The organism is Streptomyces sp. NPDC048419 (genome assembly GCF_043200415.1).
Classification (GTDB): Bacteria; Actinomycetota; Actinomycetes; order Streptomycetales; family Streptomycetaceae; genus Streptomyces.
Map to the genome: position 1 here is coordinate 183,631 of NZ_JBICXT010000001.1, position 17,453 is coordinate 201,083.

The window sequence follows — 17,453 nt, forward strand, 5'->3', positions numbered from 1 at the left end:
CCCGGGAGACCACAACTAGCCTCAGTGACACGGACGTTGGACGTGGGATGTCCAGATGTCCAGACCTCTGAAGGGCAGGTTCGCACCATGCCGTCACGTCTTCGCGCACGTCTGAGATCAGTGGTCACCGCGGTCGCCGTCCTGGTGGGCGTGGCCGCGCTCCCGAGCCCCGCGCACGCCCAATCCCCGGCCGAGTCCCCCTTGTTCGAGCAGCAGATCATCTTCAAGGCCGCGCAGGACCCCGGCTACGCGTGCTTCCGCATACCGGCGATCGTGAAGACCGACGACGGCACGCTGCTGGCCTTCGCCGAGGGCCGCGTCCTCAACTGTGGGGACGCCTCCGACATCGACATCGTCCTCAAGCGCTCCACCGACGGCGGCCGCAGCTGGGGCCCGCTCCAGGTCGTCAGCGACGGCGGCGGCGACACGCACGGCAACCCGGCGCCGATCGTGGACCGCAGGACCGGCCGCGTCCTGCTCGCCGAGACGTACAACACCGGCCGTACGGACAGCGCCAGTTGCTCCGTCCCCTGCGACCGCACCCCGCACATGCAGTACAGCGACGACGACGGGGTCAGCTGGTCCCGGCCACGCGACCTCAGCTCCGAGATCCTGCCCGCGGACTGGAACTCCTGGTACGCCACCGGCCCCGTGCACGGCATCCAGCTCACCCGCGGCAAGCACGCCGGGCGGCTGGTCTTCGGCGTCAACACCGAGACGTGGAACGGCAGCCGGGTCACCGCCAACCACGCGGCGCTGATCGTCAGCGACGACGGCGGCGACCACTGGAAGATCGGCGCCACGGACTCCTGGCCCATCGCCGACGACGGCACCTTCCGGCAGAAGCCGTCCGAGGTGACGCTCACCGAGCGCACCGACGGCTCGGTCCTGGTCAGCGGCCGTGAGACGGACGGGACCGACCTCGGGCACCGCACCCAGGCGGTCAGCCGCGACGGCGGCAGCAGCTTCACGGCGCCCTTCCGCGCCCTGGCGGACCTCTACACGCCCCAGGTGCAGGGCTCGATGCTCCGCATCGGCGACCGCATCCTGCTGGCCTGCCCCGGCGATCCCGACCGCCGCCGGACCATGATGATCCGCTCCTCCTACGACGGCGGCCGCACCTGGGACAGCGTGGACCGCGGCACGGTCGTCACCACGGACTGGTCGGGCTACTCCGACATGGCTCGCGTCGGCCAGGACACGGTGGGGCTGATGTACGAGGGCGGCGCCGTCGACGCGCGCGACGAGATCCGCTTCGCCCGCTTCGACGAGGACTGGCTGCAACCGCGCCGCGGCCCCGATCCCACCAGCACCGACCTCGCCCGGCACGCGCGTCCCGCGGCGGTGCTCGGCGGCGCCGGGACGACGGACGGCGTGTACGGCCGGGCGCTGGAGTTCGACGGTGTCGACGACGCCGTACGACTGCCGTATCGCGAACAACTCCCGCTGGGGACTGGTGACTTCACCGCGTCGCTGTGGTTCCGCTACACGGCCACGACCGGTGAGCAGCCGCTGCTGTGGATGGGCGGGATCGGCACCACGCAGCCCCAGGTGTGGCTGCGCGGCGAGCCCGCGAGCAACCGCATCCAGGGCCTGATCACCGTCCGCAACGGCGCCGCGCCCCCGCAGTCGGCGTCCGTGCGCACGAACGGCGCCTACAACGACGGCCAGTGGCACCGTCTGACGCTGCGCCGCGAAGGGGGTACCTCCCACGCGAGCGAAGCCGAGCGTGGGGGAGGGCAGCTGACCATCGCGGTGGACGGCGTGCGGACCACGGCGGCGGACGTGCCGGGGTCGGTCAGCCGCAACTCGCCGTTCGGCGTGCACATCGGCCAGCGCATGGACAGCCGGGCCTTCTTCACCGGCGCGATCGACGACGTCCATGTGTGGGACCGGGCGCTGAGCGACGAGGAACTCGCCGGCCGCGCCGCCTCGCCGAAGGACACCGTGCTGTGGCTGCCCATGGACCATGTGAGCGGCAGCCACTAACGTCCCGTGCGTGCCCGAGGACGCACGAGCACGAAAGCGGACGGGAACCGGCCTCGGCCTGCTGCTGGCCCTGGTTCTCGGTGCCGTGCTGCTCACCGCCCTCCCGGACCACCACGGCCGGGAGGGCGGCGGCTGCGCACCGCACAAGGTCTCCTCGTGGTCCGCCGACAAGCCGCTCACCGGCGAGTTCGCCCGCTACGGCGACGACGCCACCCGCACCGACGACTGGACCGGCGGTGACGGCACCCACTCGGTGCGGCTGCCCGACGGCCGGGTGCTGTGGCTGTTCTCGGACACCTACCTCGGCCGGGTGCACGGCCCGCCCAACCCGGTCGGCGAGTCGTACGCCTGGCGGGACCGGACGGCTCCGCTGGTGCGCAACTCGGCCGTGGTGATGGACGGCAGCAACCGGCTGAGGACCACGCTCCCCACCCCGCTCTTCCCGGACCCGGCCCCGGACCAGTGGCGCTGGCCCGTCGCCGCCCGCGTCGAGCCCCGCTCCCCCGGCTCTTCCGAGAAGGTCGTCCGGGTGCTGCTGTGGGTGCGGACGGCCGGGCAGTCGCCGTGGATCTACGGGGTGCCCACCGCCACCGAGGTCGCCACCCTGTCGCTGCCCGATCTGCGGGTCGAGTCGGTCGTGAAGGTGCTCGACCAGAGCCTGGTCCAGGATCCCTCCCGGCGGGTCCTGTTCGGCACCACACTGGTCGAGAAGGACGGCTGGACGTACGTGTTCGGCGGCGACGACGGACAGGCCGCGTCCCGGCCGGCGTCGTCGGCGTACGTGGCGCGGGTGCCGCGGGGGCGGCTCGGGGAGCCGTCGGCGTGGCGGTACCGGAGCGGCTCCCGATGGGGCCTGGAACCGCGGCCGCTGCGCGGCGCCAAGGTGGGCAGCGCCTTCTCGGTGGTGCGGGTGGACGGCACGTACGTGCTGTTCACGATGGCCTCGGGCCCGGCGGCCCTGACCACCGTGACCTCGTACTGGTCCTGCTCCCCCGCCGGGCCCTGGCACGGACCGGCGAAGGGCTTCAGCCCGTCGCTGCCGACGGCCGGGGTCGCCGCGTACAACCCGCAGGCGCACCCCGCTGTGTCGAACAGCGCCTCCGGCGCGGGCGGCGGCGACGGACGGCTGGTGCTCAGCTACGACGTCAACTGGCTGGCCACGACCGGCGCCTCGGCGAGCATCAACGCCAACGTGACCCTGTACCGACCGCGGTTCGTGACGGTGCGGCTGACGCGCGCGGGGTGACCGGCGCCGCCTTGTCGTCGGCGTCGCGGGCACGGCGCTTGGCGATCACCGCGCACACCATCAGCTGCATCTGGTGGAAGAGCATCAGCGGCAGCACGGCCAGCGAGGCGTGGGCGCCGAACAGGACGCTGGCCATGGGCAGTCCGGAGGCCAGGGACTTCTTGGAGCCGGCGAACTGGATGGCGATGCGGTCCTCGCGGCCGAAGCGGAGCGCCTTCGAGCCGTACCAGGTCAGAGCCAGCATCACGGCGAGCAGCACGGCCTCCACGATCAGCAGGCCGCCGAGCCGGACCGGGCTGACCTGGTGCCAGATGCCCTTGACCATGCCCTCGCTGAACGCGGTGTAGACGACGAGCAGGATGGAGCCGCGGTCGACCAGGCCGAGGACCTTCTTGTGGCGGGCTATGAAGCCGCCGATCCAGGGGCGCAGCAGCTGCCCCGCGACGAACGGCACCAGCAGCTGGAGCACGATCTGCACGAGCGAGTCGGCGGAGAACCCGCCGGCGCTGCTGCCGAGCACGGCGGCCGCGAGCAGCGGCGTGACGACGATGCCGACGAGGGAGGAGAAGGAGCCCGCGCAGATCGCGGCGGGCACGTTGCCGCGGGCGATCGAGGTGAAGGCGATCGACGACTGGATGGTCGACGGCACGAGCGTGAGGAAGAGCAGGCCCTGGTAGAGCGGCTGGTCCAGCAGCACCGGGACGAGGCCGCGGGCGGCCAGGCCCAGCAGCGGGAAGATCAGGAACGTACAGGCGAGGACCGTGGTGTGCAGCCGCCAGTGCTTGAGCCCGTCCAGCGCCTCACGGGTGGACAGCCGGGCGCCGTACAGGAAGAACAGGAAGGCGATCGCGGCCGTGGAGGCACCCGAGGCCACGTCGGCCCCCGCCCCGCGCGCCGGGAGCAGGGCCGCGAGCCCCACCGTCCCGAGCAGTAGCAGGATGTACGGGTCGATCGGCATCCAACTCGGCCATCGCAGGCGTTTCACGGTGCTCCACTTACTGATCTCTGTGTTCTCGCTGATCTCTGTCTTCGGTCCCGGGGCCGGAGGACCCCCGTTCATCGTCCTCCTCCGGAGGCCGATCGGGAATCCGTCATACCGCTCTGACTGCCATCGCGATTCATGATGAGCGGCTACCGTTGTTCCTTATGTACGACCCCTCCCACCTGCGTACCTTCCTGGCGGTCGCCCAGACCCTGAGCTTCACCCAGGCCGCCCGGCGGCTCGGGCTGCGCCAGTCGACGGTCAGCCAGCACGTACGGCGGCTCGAGGACGCGACCGGGCGGCAGCTGTTCTCCCGGGACACCCACTCGGTGGAGCTCACCGAGGACGGCGAGGCGATGCTCGGGTTCGCGCGGCGGATCCTCGAGGTGCAGGAGCAGGCGGCGGCGTTCTTCACGGGTACCCGGCTGCGCGGCCGGCTGCGCTTCGGCGCCTCCGAGGACTTCGTGCTGACCCGCCTGCCGGAGATCCTGGAGGGCTTCCGCCACGAGCACCCCGAGGTGGACCTGGAGCTGACGGTCGAGCTGTCGGGCACGCTGCACGAGCAGCTGGCGGCCGGGAAGCTGGACCTGGTGCTGGCCAAGCGGCGGCCCGAGGACCGGCGCGGCGATCTGGTCTGGCACGACGAGCTGGTGTGGATCGGTGCGGAGCGGCTGCGTCTGGAGGCGGACCGCCCGGTGCCGCTGATCGTCTTCCCGCCGCCCGGCATCACGCGGGCCGTGGCCCTGGAGTCCCTGGAGCGCGAGGGCCGGCCCTGGCGCATCGCCTGCACCAGCGGCAGCCTGAGCGCCCTGATCGCGGCGGCCCGCGCGGGCCTGGGCGTCATGGCCCACTCCCGCGGCCTGATCCCCCCGGGCCTGGTCCGTCTCCCCGACCGCCTCGGCCTGCCCGAACTCGGCCGCGTCGACTTCGTCCTGGTCCACGGCCACCGCCCCGGCACCGCCCAGGAGGCGGCGGACGCCTTGGCGGCGACGATCCTGGCGGGCGGCGACAGGTTGCAGCGCAGGCGTCCGTAAGGCTCACCGAGGCCGAGGCCGGTAGGTCAGCTGCTTCACCCGCCGCAGGAACGGCGTCGCCTCCACATGCTGGACCCCCTCCAGGCGCCCGAGCGGCCCGCTGAGGTACGCGTACAACTCCGCCGTGTTCCGCAGCACCGCCGTAGCGGTCAGATTGGTGGGTCCTGCGGTGGCGGCCGCATGGGCGATCTGGTCGTGCGTGGCGAGCGCCTCGCCGACGGAGTGCAGCGCCGCGGGCGTCGTGGTGAGCCAGAGCGCCGCGGCCACCTGGTAGCCGATGGCCTCGGAGTGGTACTCCACGTCCAGATAGACCGCGCCGGAGGCGAGCAGCGTGCCGAGGCGGCGCTTGACCGCGGACTCGGATCGGCCGGTGGCGCGCTGCAGCTCGGGGTAGCCGGCGCGTCCGTCGCGCTCCAGGACCGCGAGCAGCGGCTCGTCCTCGGGGTCGATGCGGGCGGGCCCCGGGTCGGGCACGGGGTCCGGGGTGAGTGCCTGGATCTGGTCGGGGGTGATGGCCTCGAACTTGTGCAGCCAGCCGCTCGGGCCGCCGTAGAAGCGGTGCAGCAGCTGGTGGGCGCGGATCTCCAGGACGCGCGGGGTACGCGGCAGTTTGCCGAGCAGCAGGTCGTCGCGGTCACCCGGACTGCGCGGCCGGGTGCCGAGGACGATCTCGGTGCCGCCGGAGGCGAGCCCGACCCAGTTGGTGTCGGGCCGTTTGGCCAGCGCCTCCGCGATGGTCTGGGCACTGTCCGGGACGCAGCGCAGCCGCAGCGTCCACTGGTCCTGCCCGAGGGCGTCGGCGTCCCGCACCGCGACGACCCTGAGGCCGCCCTGTGCGCACAGCCGCCGGTAGCGGCGGGCGACGGTCTGGTCGGAGACGCCGAGCACGGCGGCGAGCCTGCTGAAGGAGGCCCGGCCGTTGACCTCCAGCGCGTTCAGCAGCTGCAGGTCGAGCTGGTCGAAGACGTCGGATTCCATCTGCATCACGGCTGCTCCTGTCGAATTCCGTCGGCAGGCGGCTCCGTGCCACTGCGATCGGCCGCTCGAGGCCCATCGTACGGAGCGTAAGGACCAGAACCGACAGGGAGTTGAGGACATGCGTACATGGGGGACGCTCACGGCCGTGTGCCTGGGCACGTTCATGTTGTTGCTGGACGTGACGATCGCGGTGGTCGCACTGCCGGACATGGCCAGGGCGCTGGACGCGTCGCTGAGCGATCTGCAGTGGGTGATGGACGGGTACGCGCTGGCGCTGGCCGCGCTGCTGCTCGGCATAGGCGCCGCGGCCGACATCCTGGGACGGCGGCGGGTGCACGTCGTGGGCGTGGTGGTGTTCGCGGGCGCCTCGCTCATGTGCGGTCTCGCGAGCGGGCCGGGGATGCTGGTCGCCTCGCGCGCGGTGCAGGGTCTCGGCGCGGCGGCGATGTTCGCGACCACGCTGCCGCTGCTCGGCTCCGTCTACCAGGGCAGGCAGCGGTCAGTCGCACTCGGCGTGTGGGGCGCGGTCAGCGGCGCGGCGGCGGCGGTGGGCCCGGTGGTCGGCGGGCTGCTGACCGACGGCCCGGGCTGGCGGTGGATCTTCTACGTCAATCTGCCGGTGAGCGTGGTCGCGGTGTGGCTGACCCTGAAGGTCGTGCCGGAGTCGCACGGCTCGCGCGAGCGGCGCGTGGACTGGGCGGGCACGGTGACGTTCGCCGCGTTCGCGGGCGCGCTGACGTACGGGGCCGTGCGGTCCGGACAGCACGGCTGGGGCGAGACGGGCACGCTGCTCACGTTCGCGGCCGCCGTCGTGGCCCTGGTGTGCTTCCTGGTGGTCGAGCGGCGCGGCAGCGACCCGCTGCTGGACCCTCGGCTGTTCCTCAAGCCCGCCTTCTCGGGCGTCATGGTGGGCGCGCTCGCCTTCAACGCGGCGGCGTTCAGCCTCATGGCGTACGACTCGATCTGGCTCCAGACGCTGCTCGGGATGAGCCCGGTGCGCGGCGGGCTGGTCTTCCTGTGGCTGTCGCTGTCGTCGTTCGCGGTGGCCGCGGCCGGCGGCCGGCTGCTGCACGGGGTGCCGGCGCGGATCACCGTCGGCGGCGGGCTGCTGCTGATCGGCACGGGCCAGTTCTGCATGACCGGGCTGGACGCGGGCTCGACGGCGTCCGCGCTGGTGCCGGGGCTCATCCTGATGGGCGTCGGCACGGGACTGGTCGCGCCCGGCATCGCGGGCGCCGCGCTGGCTGCCGTACCGCCGGAGCGGTCCGGGATGGCGGGCGGCGCCGTGAATACGTTCCGGCAGCTCGGGTACGCACTGGGCATCGCGATCTACGGCACGGTGGTGACGTCCCGGATGAACGACACGCTGCCGCACGACGCGGCCCACGCGCTGGCGGGCGGTGCGGCCGGTGTGCTGCGGGGATCCTTCCCCGAGCACACGTTGCGGGCGGCGTTCGCGTCCGGCCTGAACACCGCCGCGGTGGTGGCCGGGCTCACCGCGACGGTCGCCGGGGCACTGGTCGTGACGCTGGTCCGGACGCCTCGTGCCACCCGGACCGGAGTGACGAATTCCACCCCCCGTACGCTGACGGAGGAGACGGCCGCACCGCGCCGGTGAGGTCGTTGACCAGCGGTCAAGGGCGGGATTCAGGTCGTACAGATTCGGTGGAGATTACGGCGCCGAAACTTACTCAACCGTCAGCTTTCTGTCCGACCCTTCCGGATGTGAGCGCATTTTCCGGCCGCTGACCTGGCTGAGGCTGAGGGTTTCTCGCTTTTGACCCCCCTCCCGCCCTGTCTCCGGGTGGGGTAGCTTTCACGGCGCTTGCGGAGTACTGGAATACAGCGCTGAGGGAGCGGGGAGTGAGTTTGCGCGAGTTCACCAGCCCTGCGTTGACGCTGGCGCCGACAGTGGGCGGTCTGGCCGACGTGGTGTTCGAGCGTGCCCAGAAGGACCCGCTGCACATCTCGCTCGGCCGCAAGGACGACGGCGGGCAGTGGCGCGACGTGACCGCGGCCGAGTTCCGGGACGAGGTGCTGGCCCTCGCCAAGGGGCTGCTCGCCCGGGGCATCCGGTTCGGCGACCGCGTCGCCCTCATGTCCCGCACCCGCTACGAGTGGACCCTGTTCGACTTCGCGCTGTGGTCGATCGGCGCCCAGGTGGTGCCGATCTACCCCACGTCGTCGGCCGAGCAGTGCTTCTGGATGCTCTACGACGCCGAGTGCACGGCCGCGATCGTGGAGCACGAGGACCACGCGATGACGATCGCCACCGTCATCGACCGGCTGCCGCAGCTGCACCAGCTGTGGCAGCTCGACAACGATTGCCTGCACGAGCTCTACGACGCCGGCGCGCACCTCGACGACGAGCTGGTGCACCGGCACCGGCAGGCGATCACCCCGGACTCGGTCGCGACGATCATCTACACCTCGGGCACCACGGGCCGCCCGAAGGGCTGCGTGATCACCCACGGCAGCTTCATGTACGAGTCGGACACCGTCATCGAGCGCTGGGAGCCGGTGTTCCACACCAAGAAGGGCGACGAGGCGTCGACCCTTCTCTTCCTCCCGCTCGCGCACGTCTTCGGGCGCATGGTGGAGGTCGCCACCATCCGCGGCGGCGTGCGCCTGGGCCACCAGCCGCAGCTCAACGCGGCCGCCCTGCTGCCCGACCTGCAGGCGTTCCGGCCGACGTTCATCCTCGCGGTGCCCTACATCTTCGAGAAGGTCTTCAACGCCTCCCGCCGCAAGGCCGAGAAGGAGGGCAAGTCCGGGCCCTTCGAGAAGGCCGTCGACATCGCCGTGAAGTACGCGGACGCCGTCGAGGCGAAGGCCTGGGGCATCGGGCCCGGACCCTCGGCCGGTCTGCGCATGCAGCACCAGCTCTTCGACAAGCTCGTCTACTCCAAGGTGCGCGCAGCGATGGGCGGCCGGATCCGCAACGCCATGTCGGGCGGCTCCGGGATGGACCGCAGGCTGGGCCTGTTCTTCGCGGGCGCGGGCGTGCAGATCTACGAGGGCTACGGCCTCACCGAGTCGACGGCGGCCGCGACCGCGAACCCGCCCGAGCTCACCCGCTACGGCACGGTCGGCCAGCCCATCCCGGGCGTCACCGTGCACATCGCGGACGACGGCGAGATCTGGCTGCACGGCCCGAACGTCTTCGCGGGGTACCTCAACAACCCGAAGGCCACCGACGAGACCCTGCACGAGGGCTGGCTCGGCACCGGCGACCTCGGGTCCCTGGACGAGGACGGCTACCTCACCATCACCGGCCGCAAGAAGGAGATCCTCGTGACCTCCGGCGGCAAGAGCGTCTCGCCCGGTGTGCTGGAGGAGCGGGTCCGCGACCACCCGCTGGTCAACCAGTGCATCGTCGTCGGCAACGACCGCCCCTACATCGCCGCCCTGGTCACGCTCGACCAGGAGGCCGTCGAGCACTGGCTGCAGATGCGCGGCAAGCCGCAGATGGCCCCCGCCCAGCTGGTGCGCGACGCCGACCTGGAGACGGAGGTGCGGCGTGCGGTGGTCGCCGCCAACACTCTCGTCTCCCAGGCCGAGTCGATCCGCACCTTCCGGATACTGGCCCAGCCGTTCACCGAGGAACACGGTCTGCTGACCCCGTCCCTGAAGCTGAAGCGGAAGGCCATCGAGAACGCCTACGGCAACGAGGTCGAGGCCCTGTACCAGGCCTGACGGCCCGTCAGCTGATGTTCACCCGGAAGACCTTGTCCGAGCCGTCCGGCTGGTTGCCGTTGTTGTCGCAGTTGGTGGTCGACAGCCACAGCTGGTCGGCGCCCGGCACCTTGGTCACGGTCCGCAGCCGCCCGTAGGTGCCCACGTAGTACGCGGTCGGCGTGCCCACGCTCTCGTTGTCGCCGTTGATCGGGATGCGCCACAGCCGCTCACCGCGCAGGGACGCCATGTAGACGACGTTGCGCACGATGGCGATGCCGCTCGGCGAGGCCTCGTTGACGTTCCAGGTGGCCTTGGGGTTGGTCATGCCTGAGACGCTGCAGTTGCCCTCGCACGTGGGCCAGCCGTAGTTGGCGCCCGGCTTGATGAGGTTCAGCTCGTCCTTGGCGCTGTTGCCGAACTCCGCCTCCCACAGGCGGCCGTTGCGGTCGAAGGCGAGGCCCTGCGGGTTGCGGTGGCCGAGGCTGTAGACGTAGTTGCCGAACGGGTTGCCGGGGGCCGGCTTCCCGTCCGTGGTCATGCGCAGGATCTTGCCGTTGAGGGAGTTCCTGTCCTGCGCCAGGTCCGGCGTCTGGGCCTCCCCGGTGGAGACGTACAGATAGCCGTCGGGGCCGAAGGCGAGGCGGCCGCCGTTGTGGTAGCGGTTCTTCTTGATGCCCTGGAGCAGCACCTTGTAGCCGCTCAGCCCGGTCCCGTCGTACGTCATGCGCACCACGCGGTTGCCCTCGGCGGCGGTGTGCATGAAGTAGACGTAGTGGTTCGTCTCCCACTTCGGGTCGGCGGCGACGCCGAGCAGACCGCCCTCGCCGTTGGTGGTGACGGCGTTCGGGACGGTTCCCACCTGGGTCCTGGTGCCGTCCTTGGTCACCTTCCAGACCCGGAAGTCGTCCCGCTCGGTGACCAGTGCGGTCTTGCCGTCGGGCATCCAGTAGGTGCCCCACGGGATGGTCCAGCCCGAGGACAGCGTGGCGATGGAGGACGGGACGCCGCCGTCGGTGGCGCAGGCCCTGGTGGTGAAGGTGACGGTGTTGCTCGGCTCGGAGACGTTGCCGGCCGCATCTCGCGCGACGACGTTCAGGCTGTACGGGCTGTTGCAGGCGAGCCCGGTGAGCGTGGTCGACGTGCCGCCCGTGACCGTCTTGTAGACCGTGCCGCCGCTGCGCACGTCGTACGCGGTGACCGCCCTGTCGTCGGTCGAGGCGCCCCAGGAGAGCTCGGCGCTGTCAGCGCTCACGGCGGATTCGGCCAGCGTGCCCGGCCGGCTCGGCGGGGTGGTGTCCGAACTGGGCTTCGTGGTGCAGTCCACGACCGGGCTCGCCGAGGAGGTGTTGCCGGCCGCGTCCCGTGCGATGACGGTCAGGTCGTAGGTGGTGGCGGGGGCCAGACCGGTCAGCGCCTTCGAGACCGAACTGCCGGGCGCCTCACCGATCTTGTTGCCGTGCTCGTAGATGTCGTACGCCGCGACGCCCACGTCGTCCGTCGCGGCGCCCCAGGCCAGGGTGAGCCCGTCCTCACCGACGTCGGAGCAGCTGGGCTGCCCGGGGCGGGTCGGGGCCTGGGTGTCGCCCCGCGCGGTATTGACGCTGATGCGGTCCAGGTTGGGGCCTCCGTCGGCGGTGGTGGCGGTGGCCCGGATCCTGTCGGTGCCCGCCTTCAGCGGTACGTCGACGGTCTTGGTGGTCCAGGTGTTCCAGTCGGCGGTGGTCGGGAAGGACACGCCGGAGGCGACGACCGTACCGCCGACGGAGATGTCCATGGGCCGGTCGGCGGCGGTCCCGTTGGCGAACCGGAAGGTCACCGCCGAGGTGCCCGCGGCGGCCGCGTTCACCGTGAACTCCACATAGGAGCCCTTGATGTTGGTGTAGTCGACGAAGCCGCTGCCCGAGAAGCCGCTGTGGTTGGTGGCCACGGTGCCCTGCGAGATGGTGGCGTCCTCCGCCTGGTAGTCGGTGGCGGCGGCCGCGCTGCCCTGCCCCAGGCCCACGAGGGGCAGGGCGAGGGCCGCGGCGACGCCGTACGGCAGAACTCTCTTCAGCTTCATGGAGGTTCCCCTCAACCTGTGTACTGGGTGAAGACCTTGAGGTAGTCGTAGGGCTGCTGCGAGACGCCGCTGCAGGCATCGCCGTCGGTGCCGGAACCGCAGGGGCGGTCGCGGTTGACGGACCAGAAGGTGAGGCGCCCGATGTGGTGCTCGCGGGCGTAGGCGAGCATCGTTTTGAAGTCGGCGAGTCGGACGCGTTCACCGGAGTCGTCGGTCCTGCCGTTCATCGACGACAGGCCGATGTGCGCGTAGGCGGTGGCGTCGCTGTAGCCGTACGCCGCCTTGACCTTGGCCTTGAGGCCCTCCATGGCCTGTGTGGTGAGTGTGCCCATGTTGGTGCTGCCGCCGCCGAAGTCGAACGGCATGATGCACCAGATGTCGTTCGCCAGCCCGGAGTTCGCAGCCCGCTTGATCATGTCGGCGCCGGTGGAGTCGGGGCCGCCGGTGGTGGTCCCGAAGGTGATGACCGTCTTCAGGCCGGGGTTGGCGGCTTTCACGGTCTTCAGCGCGTCGACCACCCGCTGCCGCACGGTGGCGCTGGACCACTCGGTGTTCTCGATGTCGATGTCGATGACCTTGAGGCGGTAGGCGTCGATCACCTTCTGGTAGGCGCCGGCGAGCTTGGCGGCGCTGGAGCACTTCTCGCCGAGTTTCGCCCCGCTCCAGCCGCCGACGGAGACGACGACGTCACCGCCGGCGGATCTGATCGCCTTGATCGCCGATTGGTCGCTGCCGCCCGTCAGCGGGCGCGAACCGTCCCACTTCGGGTTGCAGGTGCCGTCGGAGAGGACGAAGGCCAGGGTGAACCATTTGACACCGGTCGCGGACATGACGGAGGCGGGGTTCTGCGGGCTGCCCCAGCCGAGGTACTCGTAGGGGGCGACAGCCATGCCGGGCGAAGCAGCCGCCCGCTGAGAGGAGTCGGCCCCCTTGGCGGAGTTGACCGGCGTGACCCTGATCAGCCGGGTCTCCCCCGGGCGCAGGGTCGCGCCGTATGTGCCGGCGACCGTTCCCTTGTGGGCGCCGGACCACAGGTCGGTGACGTCGCCGGATCCGGTGAAGCCGACCTGCGACCAGTTCACGCTCACCGTGGAGTTGCCGGAGGTGCCGGTGTTGAACAGCGCGACCACGTAGTCGCCGCTGCCCTCGCGCTTGCTCCAGACCTGTTTGACGCCGCTGTTCACGATCCGCTTCGCGGACACGCCGTCCTGGTCTACGCCGATCAGCCGGTCGTTGGTGAGCATCGCCTTGTCGACCGGGTCGAGACGAGTGAGGTCGGTGCCGAGCAGCAGGGGTGAGGCGGCCATCGCCCACAGAGTGAAGTGGGAGCGCCGCTGGTCGGCGGTGAGGCCCGCCTGATCGCCGTTGCCGACCTCCAGGGAGTCCAGGTCGTTCCAGCCGCCGGGTCCCGCGTACTGCTGCCAGGAGGCGGCCGAGTCGAACCGCTTGGTGACATGGGACCAGTCGGTGAGCGGATAGCCGCTGCCGTCGGGGCCCGGTCCGCAGTAGCACTCGACGTCACCCTGGGTGCGCCAACTGTTAGACAGTTTGCGCCAGTTGGCGGCATCGGCAATCGCGAGGTTGTTCGAGAGCGCGAAGTTGACGGGTCGTCCGCTCGCCCGCAGCGCCTTGTCCCAGGCCTTCACGTCGGAGATGTCCTGGCTGCCCACCCCGTCGATCTTCAGGTAGTCGACCCCCCACGAGGCGAACTGCTTCGCCCACGAGTTCACGAACTCCTGAGCTCCCGGCTTGGAGTAGTCGATGTAGTACATGCTCTTGCAGTTGTAGTTCTTCTCGGTCTTCGAGGTGTCCGCGATGTCCTTCGCGTGGTACGAGGTCCCCTCGATCGGCGTGTTCCTGGTGACGGCGTTCTTGGCGATGCCGGGCGTCACGTAGAAGCCGAACTTCAGGCCCTTGGAGTGGACGTAGTCGGCGAGCGCCTTGATGCCGCCGGGGAACTTGGCCGTGTCGACGGTCCAGCGGCCGTAGTTGTCGACGACGAAGCCGTTCGAGTCGCACTTCTGCCAGAAGTCGTCCAGGTTGACGTACACGAACCCGTGGTCCTTGAGGCCGCTCGACGCCAGCGCGTCGGCCTGGGCCTTGAGCTTCGCCTCGGTCGGCTGTCGGCGCACGAAGCTCCAGCTGCTCCAGCCCATGGCGGGGCGCAGGGACTGCCCGTTGTCCGACATGGGGGCGAAGCCCGCAGGTGTCGCGTACGACGTGCCGATCCACGCCTCGTCGATCCGCAGCCGCTTGTAGCGGGTGGTGTCGGTGGAGGCGGCCCAGGTGGTGTCGACCTCCAGACGGACGTAGCGGGCGTCGGTCGCGGTGACGTCAATGCCCTGGATTCCGCGCCGACTTGGGAGCTGCCCGGCCTTGACCGCACTCCCCCAGGTCGAACCGTCGTTGCTCAGATAGACCTTGTAGTCCTTGATCCGCGCCGACTGCTCGGTGGCCGAGCGGGCGTAGGCGACGGAGTCCTCGCGCTGGTTGAGCCCGATGTACTGGACCTTCTTGGCCGAGCCGAGGTCGAAGGTGAGGTTCACGGGCAGCGTCTTGTTGTTGTCCCAGTAGGTCAGGTGGTCGCCGTCGCCGGCGGCCGGCCCGGCGTGCCCGCCCGCGGAGGCGCTCGCGCTCACCTTGACGCCGGTGAGGATGCCCTGGCGGCCGCCGGTGGTGACCTTGAGGACCGTGTCGTACGGGTCCCAGTCGCCGAGGCCGGAAAGGGTCAGCACACCACCTGACTGCGACCACGAAACCGCCTTGCCCGTACGGAGGTTGGTGACCGAGGCGATGCGGTAGCCGTTGTCGCGGATGCGCAGGGTGGTGGTACTGGGCGGGGTCAGGACGTGGATGTACTGGAGGTTGGCGTCGCTCTTGCTGATCGTGGTGACGCCGTGCGCGCCGTCGTTCCAGAAGCCGGGCTTGAGGCCGCCGTACATGTAGCCGCCGCCCTCGGTGCCGTGCAGGGACTCCCAGATGGGGTCGAGGTAGGAGGCGGCGAAGGTGTTGAAGGAGGCCTGGTTGGAAGGAAACTTGCCGTTGACCTCAGCGGTCTCGGCCATCAGCGATTTCACCGAGGAGCCCGCGTCGGTGATCAGCCTGCCGAGAGTGAGCTTCTTGTCCACGGACGGGTCGGAGCCGTCGTACCACCAGGCTCCGGTCGAGGGCAGTTTGAAGTCGGCTTCGGTCAGGCGGGGTTGGGCCGTGTAGACCGCCTGCGGGTAGTCGTAGGCGGGCGTCATCCCCGTCTTCTGCTCGTTGCTGATCATGTCCATGATCGGCGTGTCTTCGTTGTTGTTGCTGAGCGTGTAGTTGGGGCGCTTCTGGTAGATCTGCTGATAGAGGTCGTGGCTCTCCCAGTACGCGTTGTCGTTGTCGATCCAGAAGCCGCCGAGATCGGGATAGCGGTCCATGACCTCGAAGAAGTTGTCGTAGCTGAACTGCCCGAAGCCGTCGCGGGTGGTCAGGTCGACGTTCTTGCCCTTGTGGGCGGAGTAGGCCGCCGAGTCGAGCCACTCGTGGCCGCCCTCGTCGTGCCACTGGGGGTCGTCGGTCATGTAGAGGATGACCTTCATGCCCTTGGCCTTGGCCGCGCTGATCAGTTCACCGAGGAAGTCCCGCTCGGTGGAGCAGGAGCCGGGAATCTTCGAGGGCCAGGGGCGGGCGTAGCCGAGGCGGCTGTGGAAGGTGGCGAGGACCAGGTACTGGGTGTGCAGCTTCTGCGCCTCCTTCACCCAGTAGTCCGGGGTCCAGCCGCCGTCCGTGACGTCCTTCTCCCAGGCGGAGCAGCTGGTGTGGGCCGGGTCGGTGCGCAGGCCCCAGTGCAGGAAGAGACCGCCGACGGAGTTGCGGAGGAAGTCCTGGCGCGGATTCTCCAGGTCGAGCGGCTTCACCGCGCCGGCCGCCGGCTTCACCGAACTCGCCGCCGGCTTCACCGAACCCCCCGCCGGTTCTGCCGTACCGCAGTCCTGACTGCCCGAGACCCGCAGCACACCCCCGGACGTGTTGTGACTGCCCGTCAGGCAGGCGCCGGTGGTGTCCTGGAAGCCCACGTCGAAGGGCGAGTTGCTGCCCTTCTGGGCCGTGAAGCGGGTGAAGTGGATGTCGCTCGCCGCGTTGGCGATGACCGCCGGGCGGCCGTCGTTCGCGGCGAACTTGACCGAGCTGTCGGCGAATTGGACGTCGTCGGCGTTGTGCAGGTACCAACCGTAGGCCGGGCGGGTGCCGATCGCCTTCGGGTTGTAGTCCTTCGGATCGTTGCTCGGCACTCCCGTGGACATGGTGCCGTTGCCGCCGGGGACCGTGATATTGACGTTGTTGAACGTGACGCCGCTGATGCGGTGACCGCTCTCGCCCCACAGGGTCGGGCTGAAGGAGGGGCTGTTGCCGGTCGCCGTGATGTCGTCGTACGTGATGTCGCTGATCGACCCGACGCCGGGGCTGTTTCCGCACCGTTTCCGGGTGCCGATCTTCTGCATGATCGGCGAGTGGACGTTCGTCATCGTGATGTCGCGGTAGTGGACGTCGGAGATCTTCGCGCCGTCCATGGAGACCATGCCGAGGCCGGACTTGTCGGAGCCGTCGATACGGATGTTCTCGAACTGGTAGTCCGAGAAGTCGCCGCAGGTCTCGGAGCCGAACATCAGGGCGTTGCAGCACTTCGCCGACAGATCCGAATCGCTCACCCGCACATGGCCGTTGGGGAGTTTCGCGCCGAGGGCGTAGTCGCTCTTGAAGACGAGCGCGTCGTCGTTGGCCTTGATGTTCGCGTTCGTCACAGTGACGCCGGTCGTGGAGATGACGTTCCAGCCGTCGCGATCGCTCGCGGTGTCGATGGTCAGATGGTCCGAGGTGACGTTCTTGCAGCCGTTGATCAGCGCGGCGAAGTGACCGCCCCGGCGCAGGGTGAGTCCGTCGCCGATCCGCAGCCCGTCGCAGCGCGTCAGCGAGATGATCTTGTCTGCCTCGCCGGACTTGGGATTGCCGGTGATCAGGTTGCCCGCGCCGTCGATGACGCCCTGGCCGGTGAAGCCGATGTCGGTCAGCCGGTCACCGTAGATCATCGCGTCGTGGAAGTGGCTGTGCCCGTAGTCCTGGTAGGCGTCGTACGGGTTGGCCTCGGCCTTGTCGTAGGTGTCCGCACTGGAGCCCTGGAGGGTGGCGCCCTTGTCGAGCTGGAGGGTCACATGGCTCTTCATGTGGATGGTGTTCTTGGACTTGTAGTCGCCGGCCGGAAAACGGACGATGCCGCCCCCGTCGGCCGAACTCGCCGCAGTGACGGCCTTGTTGACGGCAGGTGTGTCATTGGCGGAGCCGTCGCCCTTGGCTCCGAAGTCGCGTACGTCGAAGACGGCGGCGGCACGTGGGGCGTTGCGCGCGGGTGTTGCGACCGCAGCAGGGTGGGTGAGTCCGAGGACGACGGCCACGACGAAGAGGACGATGGCCGCGGCTCTGGACTGCGAAAGAGCGGGGGGTTTCATACGG

At 69.9% G+C, this 17,453-nt stretch carries 9 protein-coding genes; 5 read left to right on the plus strand and 4 right to left on the minus strand.

All coding sequences use genetic code 11. The features are described from left to right. Nucleotides 1-87 precede the first annotated feature (87 nt). On the plus strand, nucleotides 88-1,989 hold the full coding sequence (locus tag ACGFYN_RS00800; RefSeq protein WP_393863540.1) for an exo-alpha-sialidase: 1,902 nt from the start codon (nucleotides 88-90) through the stop codon (nucleotides 1,987-1,989). Between the two features lie 10 nt (nucleotides 1,990-1,999). Next, the gene (locus ACGFYN_RS00805; protein WP_393863541.1) at nucleotides 2,000-3,235 is read left to right on the plus strand and encodes a hypothetical protein; all 1,236 of its coding nucleotides are present in this window, start codon (nucleotides 2,000-2,002) and stop codon (nucleotides 3,233-3,235) included. On the opposite strand, the gene ACGFYN_RS00810 is transcribed toward ACGFYN_RS00805, so the two are convergent. Continuing rightward, a complete protein-coding gene (locus ACGFYN_RS00810) occupies nucleotides 3,171-4,193 on the minus strand; it encodes a bile acid:sodium symporter family protein (protein WP_393864137.1) in 1,023 nt (340 codons plus the stop codon). The genes ACGFYN_RS00805 and ACGFYN_RS00810 overlap by 65 nt on opposite strands. Nucleotides 4,194-4,381: 188 nt before the next feature. On the opposite strand from ACGFYN_RS00810, the gene ACGFYN_RS00815 reads away from it, so the two are divergent. Next, nucleotides 4,382-5,251, plus strand: coding sequence for a LysR substrate-binding domain-containing protein (locus ACGFYN_RS00815; protein WP_393863542.1), 870 nt, complete (start codon nucleotides 4,382-4,384; stop codon nucleotides 5,249-5,251). Between the two features lie 3 nt (nucleotides 5,252-5,254). Here the strand turns inward: ACGFYN_RS00815 and ACGFYN_RS00820 are convergent, their stop codons facing one another. Further along, complete coding sequence (locus ACGFYN_RS00820) at nucleotides 5,255-6,235, minus strand: Lrp/AsnC family transcriptional regulator (RefSeq protein WP_393864138.1); 981 nt, start codon at nucleotides 6,233-6,235, stop codon at nucleotides 5,255-5,257. A gap of 112 nt (nucleotides 6,236-6,347) precedes the next feature. Here ACGFYN_RS00820 and ACGFYN_RS00825 point away from each other — a divergent pair, with 112 nt between their 5' ends. Both ACGFYN_RS00825 and ACGFYN_RS00830 read left to right on the plus strand, forming a co-directional pair. Beyond that, entirely contained in the window at nucleotides 6,348-7,847 is a 1,500-nt protein-coding gene (locus ACGFYN_RS00825) for an MFS transporter (RefSeq protein WP_393863543.1), read from the plus strand. Nucleotides 7,848-8,098: 251 nt separating this feature from the next. Further along, the gene (locus tag ACGFYN_RS00830; protein WP_393864139.1) at nucleotides 8,099-9,925 is read left to right on the plus strand and encodes an AMP-dependent synthetase/ligase; all 1,827 of its coding nucleotides are present in this window, start codon (nucleotides 8,099-8,101) and stop codon (nucleotides 9,923-9,925) included. A 7-nt stretch (nucleotides 9,926-9,932) separates the two neighbouring features. Here ACGFYN_RS00830 and ACGFYN_RS00835 read toward each other — a convergent pair whose 3' ends face one another. Both ACGFYN_RS00835 and ACGFYN_RS00840 read right to left on the minus strand, forming a co-directional pair. Further along, nucleotides 9,933-11,966 (minus strand): PQQ-dependent sugar dehydrogenase, encoded by a 2,034-nt coding sequence (locus ACGFYN_RS00835; RefSeq protein WP_393863544.1) that lies wholly within the window; start codon nucleotides 11,964-11,966, stop codon nucleotides 9,933-9,935. A gap of 11 nt (nucleotides 11,967-11,977) precedes the next feature. Then, entirely contained in the window at nucleotides 11,978-17,449 is a 5,472-nt protein-coding gene (locus ACGFYN_RS00840) for a glycosyl hydrolase family 28 protein (protein ID WP_393863545.1), read from the minus strand. Nucleotides 17,450-17,453 lie beyond the last annotated feature (4 nt).

Coding starts and splice junctions, on each gene's coding strand:
- ACGFYN_RS00800 (WP_393863540.1), top strand. CDS start 88: ATGCCGTCACGTCTTCGCGCACGTCTGAGATCAGTGGTCACCGCGGTC.
- ACGFYN_RS00815 (WP_393863542.1), top strand. CDS start 4,382: ATGTACGACCCCTCCCACCTGCGTACCTTCCTGGCGGTCGCCCAGACC.
- ACGFYN_RS00835 (WP_393863544.1), bottom strand. CDS start 11,966: ATGAAGCTGAAGAGAGTTCTGCCGTACGGCGTCGCCGCGGCCCTCGCC.
- ACGFYN_RS00820 (WP_393864138.1), bottom strand. CDS start 6,235: ATGCAGATGGAATCCGACGTCTTCGACCAGCTCGACCTGCAGCTGCTG.
- ACGFYN_RS00840 (WP_393863545.1), bottom strand. CDS start 17,449: ATGAAACCCCCCGCTCTTTCGCAGTCCAGAGCCGCGGCCATCGTCCTC.
- ACGFYN_RS00825 (WP_393863543.1), top strand. CDS start 6,348: ATGCGTACATGGGGGACGCTCACGGCCGTGTGCCTGGGCACGTTCATG.
- ACGFYN_RS00810 (WP_393864137.1), bottom strand. CDS start 4,193: ATGCCGATCGACCCGTACATCCTGCTACTGCTCGGGACGGTGGGGCTC.